The sequence below is a fragment of the Nocardia gipuzkoensis genome (assembly GCF_021183645.1).
In the GTDB taxonomy this organism is placed as follows: Bacteria; Actinomycetota; Actinomycetes; order Mycobacteriales; family Mycobacteriaceae; genus Nocardia; species Nocardia abscessus.
On record NZ_CP089225.1, the window covers coordinates 3,686,438 to 3,701,877 of the forward strand.

At 69.5% G+C, this 15,440-nt stretch carries 12 protein-coding genes; 6 read left to right on the forward strand and 6 right to left on the reverse strand.

Annotated elements, in window-relative coordinates; genetic code table 11:
- Window positions 1-2: 2 nt before the first annotated feature.
- From LTT66_RS16605 to LTT66_RS16625, 5 genes are all read right to left on the reverse strand, one after another.
- Complete coding sequence (locus tag LTT66_RS16605) at window positions 3-1,172, reverse strand: YhgE/Pip domain-containing protein (protein ID WP_233068525.1); 1,170 nt, start codon at window positions 1,170-1,172, stop codon at window positions 3-5.
- A 58-nt stretch (window positions 1,173-1,230) separates the two neighbouring features.
- A complete protein-coding gene (locus LTT66_RS16610) occupies window positions 1,231-2,607 on the reverse strand; it encodes a sensor histidine kinase (RefSeq protein ID WP_233068527.1) in 1,377 nt (458 codons plus the stop codon).
- Entirely contained in the window at window positions 2,604-3,317 is a 714-nt protein-coding gene (locus LTT66_RS16615) for a response regulator transcription factor (protein WP_181722838.1), read from the reverse strand. The genes LTT66_RS16610 and LTT66_RS16615 overlap by 4 nt, the downstream gene beginning before the upstream one ends.
- Before the next feature lie 128 nt (window positions 3,318-3,445).
- On the reverse strand, window positions 3,446-3,832 hold the full coding sequence (locus LTT66_RS16620; RefSeq protein WP_181722839.1) for a hemophore-related protein: 387 nt from the start codon (window positions 3,830-3,832) through the stop codon (window positions 3,446-3,448).
- Between the two features lie 121 nt (window positions 3,833-3,953).
- Entirely contained in the window at window positions 3,954-6,017 is a 2,064-nt protein-coding gene (locus LTT66_RS16625) for an AMP-binding protein (protein WP_233068529.1), read from the reverse strand.
- A 320-nt stretch (window positions 6,018-6,337) separates the two neighbouring features.
- Here LTT66_RS16625 and LTT66_RS16630 point away from each other — a divergent pair, with 320 nt between their 5' ends.
- The 6 genes from LTT66_RS16630 (at window position 6,338) to LTT66_RS16655 (ending at window position 14,223) form a co-directional block, all read left to right on the forward strand.
- Entirely contained in the window at window positions 6,338-10,228 is a 3,891-nt protein-coding gene (locus LTT66_RS16630) for a sensor histidine kinase (protein ID WP_233068531.1), read from the forward strand.
- Window positions 10,225-10,638, forward strand: a complete 414-nt coding sequence (locus LTT66_RS16635) for a roadblock/LC7 domain-containing protein (RefSeq protein ID WP_011207200.1) — start codon at window positions 10,225-10,227, stop codon at window positions 10,636-10,638. The genes LTT66_RS16630 and LTT66_RS16635 overlap by 4 nt, the downstream gene beginning before the upstream one ends.
- A 7-nt stretch (window positions 10,639-10,645) precedes the next feature.
- Entirely contained in the window at window positions 10,646-11,020 is a 375-nt protein-coding gene (locus LTT66_RS16640) for a DUF742 domain-containing protein (protein WP_014981573.1), read from the forward strand.
- Window positions 11,001-11,603 carry a GTP-binding protein gene (locus LTT66_RS16645; protein WP_174186021.1) on the forward strand — a complete coding sequence of 201 codons (603 nt, stop codon included), beginning with the start codon at window positions 11,001-11,003 and terminating at the stop codon, window positions 11,601-11,603. Before LTT66_RS16640 ends, LTT66_RS16645 begins: the two co-directional genes overlap by 20 nt.
- 51 nt (window positions 11,604-11,654) lie before the next feature.
- Complete coding sequence (locus LTT66_RS16650) at window positions 11,655-13,250, forward strand: acetyl-coenzyme A carboxylase carboxyl transferase subunits beta/alpha (protein WP_233068533.1); 1,596 nt, start codon at window positions 11,655-11,657, stop codon at window positions 13,248-13,250.
- A 115-nt stretch (window positions 13,251-13,365) separates the two neighbouring features.
- A complete protein-coding gene (locus LTT66_RS16655; protein WP_195066760.1) occupies window positions 13,366-14,223 on the forward strand; it encodes an aldo/keto reductase in 858 nt (285 codons plus the stop codon).
- 24 nt (window positions 14,224-14,247) lie between these two features.
- On the opposite strand, the gene LTT66_RS16660 is transcribed toward LTT66_RS16655, so the two are convergent.
- Window positions 14,248-15,351, reverse strand: a complete 1,104-nt coding sequence (locus tag LTT66_RS16660; RefSeq protein WP_233068535.1) for an NAD(P)-binding domain-containing protein — start codon at window positions 15,349-15,351, stop codon at window positions 14,248-14,250.
- Between the last annotated feature and the right edge of the window lie 89 nt (window positions 15,352-15,440).

A 15,440-nucleotide genomic window follows, 5' to 3' on the forward strand; every position in this document is an offset into this window, starting at 1 on the left:
GGCTATCGCCTGACGATCTCGACCGGATCGGTGAGAGCCGCGGCCAGGGCCGATTGCTGGGCGCTGCTGCGTTGTGGCATGGCGGCGACGGCCTTGTCGGTCTGGGCGCTCAGGTTGTGGACGATGCCTTGCAGCTGGCTCACACCGCCGGTGAGCTGGCCGATCGCGTCTACCAATTGGGCGCCGCCCTGTTCGGCCAGCCGGGGCAGCCCCTCTGCGAGCTTCGCGCCCTCGGACAGTTGCGCGCTCGCGCTGGTCAGGCGGTCGACGACGGTGCGAAGCAGCGTGCCGAGATCGGTGTCGGGGTCCATCGCGCCGCCGACGAGCGAGCCCAGTCCGGTCAGCTGCGAGCCCGCCTGGCCGGACACGCCCCGCAGTGCGTCCAGTTTCCCGATGATGTCGGCGAGGGCCGGATCGCCCGCGAACGGCAGCGCGCGCAACAGCGGCAGGATCTGATCGAGTCCGCTGCTGACCGTGTTCGCCGTCCGCTCCACCTGCGCGATGGTGATGCCGGTCGAATCGAGCGCGGCGGCGAGCTGGTCGGCTTGCGCGGCGGCGCCGTCCACGGTGGAGTTCAGCAGCGCGATGGCCGAACTCAGCTGCGCCGAACCGTTCTTCGCGAACTCCAGGAAGCCGAGCAGCTGATCGGCGCCGGAGCTGAATTGATCGGCTCCCGCGGCGGCGGCCTCGACGCCCGCGTTGAGCAGCTGGGCGGTGAACTGCACCTGCGACATCTGGGAACGGGCCTGCGTGACGGCGGTGAGGGCGGCGTCGACGCCGACCGCGCCGATCCGATGGGTCACCGCCGTGACCGCGCCGTGCACCAGATCGGCGTCGGCGTCCTCATGCGTGGCCACGGTGACCTTGGCCCGCTTCGGCTCGGCACCGGCCAGGGTGCCCATCGACTCGGTCAGATCGGCGGGCAGGGTGATGACGGCGGCGTAATCGTCGGTGTTCAGCGCACTCGCGGCGACGGCATGCCATTCATAGCCACCCGCCTCCTGTAACGCCTTGACCACCCGCGCGCCGGTCGGGCCCATATCGCCATCGACCAGCGCGATCGCCGTCGGACCCTGGTCGGACCCGGTGCATGCGCTGATTCCGGCGCCGAGGAATCCCGCTGAGACGAGGGCAACGGCGAGAAGGGCCCAGCGGGCGCGTTTTCCGATCACGTCCGCACACCCTAAACGCGAGTTATGGTGCGCTCCTTGGCGTTTCTCTGAGAGAAAGCTAAATTGCCGATCGCTCGGGCAGATCGAGGACAAGCCGGATGCCGCCGAGGGTGCCCGCGTCGAAATAAGCCCGGCCACCGTGCAGTTGGGCCTGCTGGGCGACCAGCGCCAGGCCGAGGCCGGAGCCGCCCTTGCTGGCTTGGCTGCCGCGGAAGAAGCGGTCGAAGACGGCTTCGCGCTCCTGCGGCGGGATGCCGCGGCCGTTGTCATCGATCGAGATCACGATGTGGCCGCCCGCCCCCCGGTGCGCGGAGACCAGCGCCTCGGTGGCTCCGCCGTGCTTGACGGAGTTGGCCAGCGCGTTGTCCACGGCCAGCCGCAACCCGGCGGGCAGGCCGCGGGTGACCAGTTCGGCGTCGGAATCGATGCGCACGGTGAGGCCGGGGAAGTGCCGCATGGCGTCGTGCGCGGCCTGATCGCACAGGTCGCCGACGTCGGTGGCGACGTGGTCGCGCTCGTTGGTCAGGTCGCCGGTGGCCAGCCGCTCCAGCGCCGCGAGCGTGCTCTCCACCCGGCCCTGACTGCGTTGCAGGTCATCGAGGATCTCGGCCCGCTGCGCCTCGTCCAGATCGAGGGTGCGCAGCACCTCGAGGTCGGTGCGCATCGCGGTCAGCGGGGTGCGCAGTTCGTGGGCGGACACGGCGGCGAAGTCGCGCGCGGTCTCCAGCGCGGCCGCGGTCTGGGCGTGGGCCAGATCCACCCGCTGCAGCATGGTGTTCACCGCCTCGGCCAGCTTCTCCGCCTCGTGCACGCCCGCGCCCTCCACCGGCGTCTGCGGATCGCGGGGATCGGGGAACGCGCTGCGTGCCCCGACCTGCCGGGTGAGCCGGACGATCGGACGCACCGCGGCGCCCGCGAGCAGCCAGCCGAGCGCCGCCGCGGCGGCGATCGCCAGCAGCGCGCCGCCGAGCACCCATCGTTGCTGGTCGGCGGTGGCCTCGGCCGCGCCCGCGGCGGGGATGCCGAGCGAGACCACCCGGCCCGCGGGTTGATTCTCGATGGTGGTGGAAATCCGGTACGGGGTGCCGCCCACCGTGACGGTGCGGGAACCGGTAGGCAGCGCGGGCAGCTCGGTGGGCGTGCTCGCGACCACCTCGCCGTTGTCCCGGACGGTCACGGCCATGTCGTTGTTCAGCCCGGTCAAGCTGATGAACCGGACCGCGATCTGCGGCTCGATCAGGACGATCCGCGCCGCGACGGCGAGTTGCTGGTCGGACTGCTGCAGGTTGTTGCGCTCGATGGCGCGGATGCTGATCAGGCTGATCAGCGTCACGATGACGATCGCGCCGGCCGCCGCCGCTCCCGCGACCCTGGTGCGCAGCGAAAACGACCGGCGCCGACGGGACTTCGAGCGGTCGGCGGCGGCCACGGTCATTTCGGCGCTCGCAGCACGAACCCGACGCCGCGGATGGTGTGCAGCAGCCTGGGCGTGCCGCTCACCTCGAGCTTGCGGCGCAGGTAGCCGACGAAGACGTCCACCACGTTGGTGTCGGCGGCGAAGTCGTAGCCCCACACCAGTTCCAGCAGCCGTTCCCGGCTCAGCACCACGCCCACATTTCTGGCCAGCGTGGACAGCAGCTCGAATTCCCGCTTGGTGAGCTCGATCTCGCGGCCGTGCAGCAGCGCGCGGTAGCCCGCGACGTCCACCTCCAGCGGACCGACGGTGATCGCGCCCGGGGTCGCGGGGGCGGGTGCGTCGGATCGGCGGCGCAGCAGGGCCCGGATCCGTACCACCAGCTCCTTCAGCACGAATGGTTTGACCAGGTAGTCGTCGGCGCCGGACTCGAGTCCGGAGATGCGGTCGTCCACCGAGGCGCGGGCGCTGAGCACACAGATCGGCACATCGTTGCCCATCGCGCGCAACGCGGTGACCACGCCCGCGCCGTCCAGCACGGGCATGTTCATGTCGAGCACGATGGCGTCGGGCGCGTTCTCGTTCACACTGCGCAGCGCCTGCGCGCCGTCCCTGGCCACGAGAACCTGGAAGCCGGACAGGCGCAGCCCGCGCTCGACCGAGGCGAGCACGTCCTCGTCGTCGTCGACGACGAGAACCGTGGGAGTCGGGGTCGACGTCACGTCGTCCATTCTGCTCCCCCTCCTCTCCGGGTCTTCGATCCGCGCAGGCCGGGGGATGCCGGACATGCGTCCAGCTCCTGAGTCGGGTGACCCGCCGGGCCGTTCGGACCCGGCGAGTCACCCACGTTCTCGCGAGATCAGTAGTTGTGGCAGGACTCGGCCACGGCGCGGATGGTGTCGCGCAACTGCGCGGTCCGGGGGTCGTTCTCCGCCTGGCGCGCGGCCTCCGGGTTCTCGTCGATGGCCCGCCGCAGCTCGGCCCGCCGCTGCTCGACCGGCTGGTCGAACTTGCGCTGCAACTCGGCCTTCTGGTTCGGGTTGGCGTCGAGCATCGCGGCCAGCTGCGGCGCCTTGTCGTGCAGCGCGGCATCGACCTGGGCGAACGAGCAGTCCGAGGTCAGCAGCGGCTCGGCGTATTCCATCGGGCCCGCGGCGGCGATCGCGGGGCTCAGGAACAACGTGACCGTGGCGAATCCACCAGCTGCGAGAGCGGCGACGGCGGGGCGGCCTACGGAACGTTTCATGATGTGTTGCCTCCAGATCATCGAAGGGTTTCGGGGCGGTCTCGAGGCTATTTCGAACTGCTGGCACGGATATGAACGTCGTCTGTGGAAACTCTGAGGACATCACGATCCGTGCGCAAACTCAGGAGGGCACAACCGGATCCACGTCGGGCGCCACTACGTTGTCGGTGTTCTCGGCGTCGCTGTGCGCGGGTTCGCGCCACTCCGGCCGCGCCGCGCGGATCTGCTGTTCCAGGGCCGCGAGCACTCCGGGGTCCTCGATGGTGGACGGCACTTCGAACGGCCCGCCGGAAGTCATCTGCCGGATGGTCTTGCGCAGGATCTTGCCCGACCTGGTCTTGGGCAGCGCCGTCACGGTGATGGCGTCGTGCAGCGTCGCTATGGCGCCGACCTGGATGCGCACCCGCTCGATCAGTTCATCGCGCAGTTGCCGCGGATCGATCTCGACGCCGGCCTTCAGCACCACGTAAGCCAGCGGCCGGTGGCCCTTGAGCTCGTCCGGCAGCCCGATGACGGCGCATTCGGCGACCGCCTCGTGCCCGGCGATGGCCGCCTCGATGCTGCCCGCCGAGAGCCGGTGCCCGGCCATGTTGATCACGTCGTCGCTGCGGCCGAGGACGAACAGATAGCCGTCCTCGTCGAAGTAGCCGGAGTCGCCGGTGAGGTAGTGGCCGGGGTAGGCGGACAGGTAAGAACGCTCGTAGCGGGCGTCGTCGCGCCACAGTCCGGTCAGCGTTCCGGGCGGCAGCGGCAGGCCGATGACGATATTGCCCTCGGTGTTGGGCGCCACCGCGTTGCCAGAGGAGTCGAGCACCCGTAATCGGTAGCCCGGTACCGGCACCGACGCCGAACCCGGCTTGATCGGCAACCGCTGCAGGCCGAGCGGGTTCGCGCAGATCGGCCAGCCGGTCTCGGTCTGCCACCAGTGATCCACGACCGGGCAGTCCTGGCGGCCCGCGAACAGAATCTCGTCGGCCCACGCGTAGGTGGCCGGGTCCAGCCGTTCGCCCGCGCAGAACAGGGCGCGCAGTGAGGACAGGTCGTGGCGGTGGGCCAGCTCCGCTCGCGGATCGGCCCTGCGGATGGCCCGCAGCGCGGTCGGGGCGGTGAACAGCACGTCGACCTTGTGCCGGTCGACCACCCGCCAGTACGCGGCCGCGTCCGGCGTGCCGATCGGCTTGCCCTCGTACAGCAGCGTGGTGGCTCCGACCAGCAGCGGCGCGTAGACGATGTAGGAGTGACCGACCACCCAGCCCACGTCGGAGGCCGCCCACATCACCTGGCCCGCGCCGACGTCGTAGATGTTGCGCATGGACCAGGCGAGGGCGACCGCGTGTCCGCCGTTGTCCCGGACCACGCCTTTCGGCTTACCGGTGGTGCCGGAGGTGTACAGGATGTACAGCGGATCGGTCGCGGCGACCGGCACCGGTTCGGCCGGGGGAGCGTCGCGCACGGCGTCGTCCCAGTCCAGCCACTGCGCGGCCACGGTTTGCGCCGAACTCGGTAAATACTCGGTGGCGGGCTGCGGGGCGGGGAAATGGATGGTGTCGAACTGCGGCCGCTGCTTGACGATCACCGTGCGCGGCGCGGTGGTCTCGGCCAGATCGAGCGCCTGCAACACGATGGGCGGGTATTCGATGTTCTTGCCCGGCTCCAGGCCGCCGGAGGCTGTGATGATCAACACGGGTTCCGCGTCGTCGATGCGGGCGGCCAGCTCCGGCGCCGCGAAGCCGCCGAACACCACCGAGTGGACCGCGCCGATGCGGGCGCAGGCCAGCATCGAGATCACCGCTTCGGGGATCATCGGCAGGTAGATCACCACACGGTCGCCCGCCGAGACGCCCAACCGGGCCATCGCGCCGGCGAACCGCGATACCTCGTCGAGCAACTCGGCGTAGGTGTAGACGACGGTGGCGTCGGTGATAGCCGAGTCGTATATTAGTGCGGGCTGATCGGCGCGGCTGGGGGCATCGGGGGTCGTCGGGTGCACGTGCCGATCGAGCGCGTTGAAGGAGGTGTTGAGGCGGCCGTCGGGAAACCACCTGGCCACCGGCCGGGCACCGGCGTCGACGATCTGCGTCGGCGGCACGTCCCAGTCGATCGACTCGGCCGCGGCGGCCCAGAACTCGGCGGGATCCACCAAGCTGGTCTGATAGGCCGGTCGATACTCGTGCCGCACGTTCAACCCCGTGACTCCCTAGCCTCGCCTCGATGCCCGCCTCGATAGATCTGGTTGATTGTGGCAGACTTCACGCGACGCCCGGGTGGGTGCCGCCACCTTTGGTTTTGCCTGGAATCGGCAGGTCATCGGTTGCGAACTTACGCGGAGTCACCCAAGAAGTTATTGATCCGTTAGAATCTGATGTCACTTGTTTGGGCCGTCGTAGACGCAATTTCTCGGCCAGCCGCAGTTCTCGGCCAGCTCCACCCGTCGAGCCATGCACGCGATTGTGGAGGTTCGGCTGATGGTGCGTGGTAGAGGCCAGTTTGGAAAGTGAGTGGGAGATGCGTGACGCCGCTAGGTCCGGCAACAAACGCTGGGCGCTCGGCAACTGGGACCTGCGCTGGAAGGTGACGGCGGTACTCGCCGTGCCTCTGGCGGTCGCGGTCGGGCTCGGCGTGTCCAGGATCTCATCGGAGTTCGCGGAATCGAACCGGCTCGCCGACATCGCCGAGAACATCGCCGCCATCCCGGTGGTCACCGGCCTCAGCGCGCAGACGGCGACCACCGCGAGTTCGCAGATGGTCACGCTGGCGCCGAACACGTCCATTGTGACCGATCAGAACCTGGCGGATCTGGACAAGGCGATCGCCAACGCGGAGAAGTCGGTCGACCGGTTGAGCAGCGTGCCGGGTGCGCGCGCGTCGCTGGAGAGCATGCTCAACCAGGCGAAAGCCGTCCGCGCCCAGGGTAAAGGCGCCACCACCGGTCCGGCCTCGGATACCGTCGCGTTGATCGACCGCGTCCGCAACGACAGCGTGCATATCGTCGAAACCACGGTCGGCCAGGTCAGCGACGGTGGGGTCGACGCGGCCAAACTGCGGTTGGTCGACTCGCTCAACACCCGTGCCGCGCTGGTCAGCGTGGTCGCCTCCTTCCCGGAGGTGCTGCGCTCCCAGCAGGCCGGCGTGCAGAGCTTCCTCATCGCGTCCAGCACCGAGCGCGCGCTGCTCAACGTGGTCGCGCACCGCTTCCCGGACGGCGACACCTCGATCGCCGATCTGCGCGCGGGCATCGACACCAGGGTCGCGCTGCTGACCAGCCCGCAGGCCCAGGCCGGCCAGCTCCCGATCGGTGACCTGAAGAAGTCGCTGACCGACAGCCTCGCGGTCTACGAGCACGTCGTCGGCAAGTCGACCAAGGACATCGACTCCGCGATGCAGTCGCTGGTGTCCACGGCCCAGCGTGACGCGTGGACCTACACCGCGGTCGTCATCGCGACCATCCTCGCCGCGCTCCTGCTCGCCGTCTTCGTGGCCCGCTCGATGATCGTCCCGCTGCACCGCCTGCGGCTGGCCGCGCTGCGCGTGGCCGAGAGCGACCTGCCGCACGAGGTCGCCCAGCTCCGTAACGGCGCCTCGCCGGAGGAAGTGCCGCTGGAGCCGATGCCGGTGCGCAGCACCGAGGAGATCGGTCAGCTGGCCCGCGCGGTCGACGACATCCACGGCCAGGCGCTGCGCCTGGCCAGCGACCAGGCGAAGATGCGTTCGCAGGTCAACGACATGTTCGAGACCCTCGCCCGGCGGTCCAAGTCGCTCGTCGACCATCAGCTCACCCTCATCGAGGCGATGGAGTACGACGAGAAGGACCCGCGCCTGCTGGAAAACCTCTTCCGGCTCGACCATCTCGCCGCACGTATGCGCCGCAACGGCGACAACCTGCTGATCCTCGCGGGCACCAGGCAGCGCCGCGCCAAGTCCGCCCCCGTCGAGATCGCCGACGTGCTGCGCGCCGCGATCTCCGAGGTCGAGGACTACGAGCGCGTGAAGCTCGGCGCGACGCCGCGCGGTTCGCTGAAGGAGCCCGCCGCCTCCGACCTCGCGCACCTGTTCGCCGAACTGCTGGACAACGCGCTGCGCGCCTCGCCGCCGGAGACCGACGTCAAGTTCACTTTCGCGCAGGCGCACGACCAGGGCCTGCTCATCGAGGTGGCCGACCGCGGCATCGGTATGCCGCCCGCCGAGATGGCCGACATCAACCGGCGCTTGGAGCAGACCGCCGAGCCCGGACCGGACACGGCCCGCCACATGGGTCTGTTCGTGGTCGGCAGGCTCGCCGAGCGGCACGGCCTGACCGTGCGGTTGCGCCCGACCTTCGACACCGCGCGCGATCCGGGCGTGACGGTGACCGTGCACGTGCCGGTCGGACTGATCGTCGCGGGCAAGCCGAGCGCGGGGCAGCCCGTCACCCCGCAGCCCTCGCCGCAGGCCGCCGCGCCCCAGCGTCCGTCGGCGCCCTCATCGATGCAGATGCGGGCCGTCACGCGGACCCCTGGGGGCAATGTCATGGTCACCGTCGATCCCGGAGTGAGCGGCCCGATCCCGGTCACGAGTTCCACGCCGACCCCCAGCGGGCCCACGCCCAGCGCACCCGCGGCCACGGGCCCGGGTGGACTGCCGCAGCGGCAGCCGGGTTCGGCGATGTCGTCGTCCGGTATGCGCTCGGACGCGCAGCAGCAGGCCGCGAGCCTGCGTCCCGCGCCGGGGCAGCCCGCGCCGAGCGGTCCACAGCGCGGCAAGCTCGCCGCGGCCAATCTGCCCAAGCGCAACCTCAGCCCGGGCGGTCCGCCGCCGCGGCAGCCCGGCGGTACCGCCGAACAGTCCGGGTCGGGCCTGCCGCCGCGTGAGCCGAACTCCGGTGAGCTGCCGGTCCGTCAGCCGGGCGCGAACGGTGTGCCGCAGCCGAGCACGGGTCTGCCGCAGCGCCAGCCGGGTACGAACGGTGTGCCGCAGCGTGAGTCGGCCTCTGGTGGTTTGCCGCAGCGTGATGCTTTGGGTGGTCTGCCGCAGCGTGAGTCGGCCTCTGGTGGTTTGCCGCAGCGTGATGCTTTGGGTGGTCTGCCGCAGCGTGAGTCCGCTTCCGGTGGTCTGCCGCAGCGCGACCCCTCGAGTGGCTTGCCGCAGCGTGAGTCGGCCTCTGGTGGTCTGCCGCAGCGTGATGCCCTGGGTGGTCTGCCGCAGCGTGAGTCCGCTTCTGGTGGTTTGCCGCAGCGTGATGCTTTGGGCGGTCTGCCGCAGCGGGAGTCGACCGGCGGCTTGCCCCAGCGTGAGTCGGCCTCTGGTGGTTTGCCGCAGCGTGATGCCCTGGGCGGGCTACCGCAGCGTGAGTCGACAGGGGGGCTGCCGCAGCGTGATCCCTCGAGCGGTTTGCCGCAGCGTGAGTCCGCTTCTGGTGGTCTGCCGCAGCGTGATGCCCTGGGTGGTTTGCCGCAGCGTGATGCCCTAGGGGGTCTACCGCAGCGTGAGTCGACCGGCGGCTTGCCGCAGCGCGAGGCGGGCTCCACCGGCCTACCTCAGCGGCAGCCGGGTTCGAACGGTGTGCCGCAGCATGAGTCGGCGGCGGGTGGTCTGCCGCAGCGTGAGCCGGGCGTCACCGGCCTGCCGCCGCGGCAGCCTGCGCCGAACCTCCCGCAGCGCGAGTCCGCTTCCGGCGGTCTGCCGCAGCGGGAACCGGGCAACGGCCTCCCGCAGCGGGATACCGGTGCCCACCATCTGCCGCAGCGCGAGTCGGCGAACGGCTTGTCGCAGCGTGAGCCGGGTATCGCGAACGGCTTGCCGCAGCGTCCCCCCGCGCCGTCGAGCCCGCCGCAGCGGGAAAGCGGGCTGACCGGTCTGCCGCAGCGGCAGCCGGGCGCCCAAGCGCCACAGCGCCAGCCCGTGCCGCCGGGCATCGCACTGCCGCAGCGCGGTGGCCAGCACGCCGCGAGCGAAGATCAGCAGGCCACCCCGCCGGGGCGCGATCCAGGCAAGCACAGCTTCCGGTCCAACCCGGCCAAGACGGCCTCGTTCTTCCAGACCAGGCTGCAGCCCGCGGAAGAGTCGGGGGCGTCGATGGGCGGAACGCCGATCTTCGCCGAGATGATGTCGGCGTGGCTGTCGGATCCCAGCACTGACAGGTCTCAGGTGGCCGCCTCCTTCGAATCGCCGGGTGACGAGGGGTGGCAAGCCGCTCGCCGCGCCAGCGAGGCGCAGACCGAGACGAAAACGGCGGCGGGCTTGCCGCAACGCAATCCGGGCGGAAGGCTTGTCCCCGGCGGCGTGACCGGTGCGGTGGATCGGGCGCCGCGCCGTGACCCAGAAACGATCAGGTCCAGCTTGAGTCGTCACCAGCAGGGCGTCCGGGATGGCCGCGCAATGAGAGCAATGAACCTAACCGGAGATAAAGGAGACCGATGAACCCCGATCTAGGTGGTACGAACCGTCAGCTGGATTGGCTGGTTTCGAACTTTGCCAACGAGGTTCCTGGCGTAGCCCATGCCGTCCTGGTCTCGGCTGACGGCCTACTCATGGCCGCGAGTGCCCAGCTGCCCGTCGACCGCGCCGAACAGCTCTCGGCCGTCACGGCCGGTCTGGCCAGCCTGTCAGTCGGCGTCTCGAACCTGTTCGAGGGCGGCACCGTGCTGCAGTCCGTCGTCGAGATGGAGCACGGCTACCTGCTACTCATGGCTGTCGGCGACGGTTCCTACCTCGCGGTGCTGACCAACACGTCGTGTGACATCGGCCAGGTCGGCTACGAGATGGCTCTGTTGGTCGAGCGTGTTGGCCAGACTGTTCAGGCCACACCACGCGTCACGATGGGTTCCTGATGGTGGGATGGACATAGAAGATCACCGCGTGGGGAGCGCCGAGCCCAGCCTCGTCCGTCCATACTCGCTGACCGCAGGCCGCACCAGGCCCGCGGTCGAGTTGGCGTTGGAAGCTCTCGTCGCATCGCATCCGGTCGCCCTGGAGCGGCAGTTCGAACTGACCAACATCGAGACGTCAATCGTGGAGTTGTGCAGAGAATCGCCGTCCGTCGCCGAGGTGGCAGCCCGATTGGGTATTCCTATCGGGGTGGCGCGCGTGCTCGTGGCCGACTTGATCGAGGCCGGGCACGTGCGCGTATCGGCGACTTTGAAAGACGATTCCAGCGACGATGAGCGTCGCGAGCTGATCGAAAGGGTTCTCAGTGGACTCCGGCGTATTTGATTCGACGGCGCAGGTCGACACTCGTACCAGTAAGCCAACATCGGCGAAGATCGTGGTCGCGGGTGGCTTCGGCGTCGGGAAGACCACGTTGGTCGGTGCTGTCTCGGAGATCGTTCCGCTGCGCACCGAGGCATTGGTGACCAATGCCAGCGCCGGGATCGATAATCTGACCGGCATTCCGATGAAGTCGACCACCACCGTGGCGATGGACTTCGGCCGGATCAGCCTCGCCGACGATCTGGTGCTGTACCTGTTCGGCACGCCCGGCCAGTATCGATTCTGGTTCATGTGGGACGACCTGATCCGTGGCGCCATCGGTGCGGTGGTGCTGGTCGACACCCGCAGGCTGGAGGACAGCTTCGCGGCCGTCGACTACTTCGAAGCGCGCGGCCTGCCTTTCCTGGTGGCGCTCAACGAATTCGACGACGCGCCGCGATACCCGATCGAGGACATCCGGCAGGCCCTCGCGGTGCCCGCCGACGTGCCGATCCTGTCCATCGATGCCCGTCGCCGGGAGCCGGCCAAGCAGGCGCTGGTCGCGCTCACCGAGTACGCGCTGCGCAAGGTGATGCAGGGCTACTGAGTGCTCGTGGGGCTTGCCGAGGCGCCGGGTAGGGCCGGATAGGCTCGCCCGGTGCGTACCTCGGCGCGAGAGTTACTCGAGCAACTGCTCGACACGGGCTCGTTCGTCAGCTGGGACCGGCCGCCGGTGACGGTGGCCGCATCCCCGCAGTACCGCGATGCGTTGCAGAAGGCGGCGGTCGCGGCGGGCATCGATGAATCGGTGCTCACCGGCGAAGGATTGCTGCGCGGTCGGCGCGTGGCCGTGATCGCCTGCGAGTTCGGATTCCTGGCGGGCTCGATCGGTGTGGCGGCCGCGGAGCGGATCGTCTCGGCGGTCGAGCGCGCCACCGAACTCGGGCTGCCGCTGGTCGCGTCACCGACCTCCGGCGGCACCCGGATGCAGGAGGGCACCGTCGCCTTCGTGCAGATGGTGAAGATCGCCGGTGCGGTCGCGGCGCACAAGTCGGCCGGCCATCCCTACCTCGTCTACCTGCGTAATCCCACGATGGGCGGCGTCTTCGCCTCGTGGGGTTCGCTGGGGCACATCACCTTCGCCGAACCCGGCGCGCTGATCGGGTTTCTCGGCCCTCGGGTCTACGAGGCGCTGTACGGCAGGCCGTTTCCGGAGGGCGTGCAGACCGCGGAGAACCTGTATCGTCGCGGCGTTATCGACGGTGTTCTGACCATTCCAGTTTTCCGCCGGATCGCCCACCGCGCGCTGAGTGTGTTCAGTGGCGTCGCGTTACCCGATTCCACTGTCACACGAACGGATTCCGATCAGTCCGCGGCACTCGAACCGAGGTCGACGCCGCCGCATCGAACTCATGAATCGAATGACGCTGAGGCAGAAGGAATTCGACTCGGCGTGCCGCAGAGCCGCTCCGGAGGCAATGCGGTGTGGCAGTCGGTCCTGATCTCACGCCGCCCGCCGCGCCCCGGCCTCCGGGATCTCTTACGTCATGTGACACAACGCGTTCCGCTCAGCGGCACCGGGCAGGGCGAGTCCGATCGCACTGCGGTGCTCGCTCTCGGACGTTTCCGAGGGCAGCCGTGCGTGGTGTTCGGGCACGACCGGCGTGGCCAGCAGGGTGAGAACACCATGGGCCCGGCCGCCCTGCGCGAGGCGCGGCGCAGTATGGCGCTTGCTCGGGAGTTGCGACTGCCGCTGGTTCTGGTCATCGATACGGTGGGTGCGGCACTCTCGAAGGAGGCCGAGGAGCGCGGGCTCGCCCCCGAAATCGCCCGCTGCATCGCGGATCTGGTGACGTTGGACACCCCGACCGTCTCGGTGCTGCTGGGTCAGGGCACCGGCGGTGGCGCGCTGGCGCTGCTGCCCGCCGACCGGGTGCTCGCCGCCACGCATGGCTGGCTGGCTCCGCTGCCGCCGGAAGGAGCGAGCGCCATCGTCTTCCGCGACACCGATCATGCGGCGGAACTGGCTGCGGCACAACGCATCAGCGCCGCCGATCTGCTCGCCGACGGCGTGGTCGACCGGATCGTGCCCGAGTTCCCCGATGCGGCGGACGAGCCGGTGGACTTCGCCCGCCGGATGGTCGCCGCGATCGCGCGGGAACTGGCCGCCTTGCGCGCCCGGCCGGAATCGGAGGTGCTCGCGGCGCGGCAGGCGCGCTACCGGCGGCTCGGGCTGCCCGGCGGGACGAGCTGACCGACGGCTGACACGGTACGTTTCGGCCCTCCGCCACCGGTTTTCCAGCAAATTGCGGGCCAACACACCCGAGGGCGTGATTGACGGTTCGCCGCCGCACTTCTACCGTCGGAATGTGACCTTCAAAAGCGAGACCAGCACCGTTCCCTCGATCGTGCTGAACGACGGGAACGTGATCCCGCAGCTCGGCTTCGGCGTGTTCCAAGTGCCCGCCGAGGATGTCGTATCGGCCGTCACCACCGCGCTCGAGGTCGGCTACCGCAGCATCGACACCGCCGCTGTCTACGGAAACGAAGAGGGCACCGGCCGTGCGATCCGGGAATCCGGCCTGCCCCGCGACGAGATCTACGTCACCACCAAGCTGTGGAATTCCGAGCAGGGCTACGACTCGACGCTGCGCGCGTTCGACGCCAGCATGCAGCGGCTCGGCCTGGATTACCTCGACCTCTACCTCATCCACTGGCCGGTGGCCGCCGCCGACCGGTTCGTGGACACCTTCCGTGCCTTCCAGGCGCTGAAGTCCCAGGGCCGGGTGCGCTCGATCGGCGTCTCGAACTTCACGGTCGCGCACATCCAGCGGCTCATCGCCGAGACCGGCGAGATCCCGGTGGTGAACCAGATCGAGCTGCACCCCAGGTTGGCGCAACGCGAGCTGCGCGAGTTCCACGCCGCCAACGCGATCGCCACCGAGGCGTGGAGCCCGCTCGGGCAGGGCACGCTGCTCGAGGAGAGCGCCATCAGCACGGTGGCCGCCGAGCTCGGTCGCACTCCCGCGCAGGTGATCATTCGCTGGCATCTGCAGCTGGGCAATGTCGTCATCCCGAAGTCGGTCACGCCGTCGCGGATCGCGGAGAACTTCGACGTGTTCGGTTTCGAGCTGAGCCCGCAGCAGATGGACGCGATCAACGCGCTGGACACCGGTGCGCGCCTCGGTGGCGATCCGGACACGTTCACGCTCGGTCTGATCGACTGACGTTTCGGTCGGCGGGTGCGGCGGTCAGCGCAATCCGAGATGTTCGGTGAGTTCGAGCGCCGCCGCGCGTCCCGCGCGATTGGCGCCGACGGTGCTGGCCGACGGCCCGTAGCCGATCAGGTGGACGCGCGGGTCGGCGGCTACCTGCGTGGCCAGCCGGCCCGTCATGGTGATGCCTCCGCCGGGTCCGCGCAGTCGCAGTGGTGCGAGGTGGTCGAGGGCGCTGCGGAACCCGGTCGCCCAGAGGATCACGTCCGCCTGCTGAAAGGTTCCGTCGGCCCAGCGCACCCCGCCGGATTCGATGCGCTCGAACATCGGCAAGCGGGTGAGCGCGCCGCGCGCTTGTGCCGCGCGTAGGCGGTCGTCGAGCCGCAACCCGGTGACCGAAACCACCGACCCCGGCGGCAACCCGCGCCGCACCCGGTCTTCGACTATCGCGACCGCGGCTCGCCCGGCCTCCTCGGCGAAAGGGCCCTCCCGGAAGCGCGGCGGTGTCCTCGTCACCCACGTTGTCGTGGTGACCTGGGAGATCTCGTCCAGCAGCTGTACCGCCGAGATGCCGCCACCGACCACGACGACGTGCTTGCCCGCGAACTCCGCGGCGGTGCGGTAGTCGTGGGTGTGCAGCTGGCGGCCGGTGAAGGCTTCCGCTCCGGGGTAGTGCGGGACGAACGGATGTTCCCAGGTGCCGGTGCAGTTGATCAGGCCGCGCACCCGGATGGCTGCGGCGGCGTCGGTTTCCGCGTTGAGCACCGCGCCGTGGGCGGCCGGGTTGCCCTCCAGGGGCCGATCACACACCACGGTGACCGATACCTGTCGGTGTACGCGCAGGTCGAAACGCTTTTCGTACAGCTCGTAGTAGCGCGGCACAGCGGTGGCCGCCGGTGCGGACGACGAGCCCGGCGGCAAGGTCTCGGCGAACGGCATTCCGGGCAGATCGTGCACCTTGTTCACCGTTTCCAGGGTGAGCGATGGCCAGCGGAACTGCCACGCGCCGCCGGGCCCGGGGGACCGGTCGACCAGCAGAAAGTGCCGCTCGGGACGCAGTCCCAGGCGTTGGAGGTGATATCCGGCCGACAGCCCCGCCTGACCAGCGCCGATCACCAGGATGTCGAAGTCGGTCGGCACAGCCGGTGATCGTATCGCCCGGCGCGGAAAAGGTGACGGGCTATGGCAGAGTGAAGAGACCAGATGGACCGTTCAGCCGGGGAGGTCGC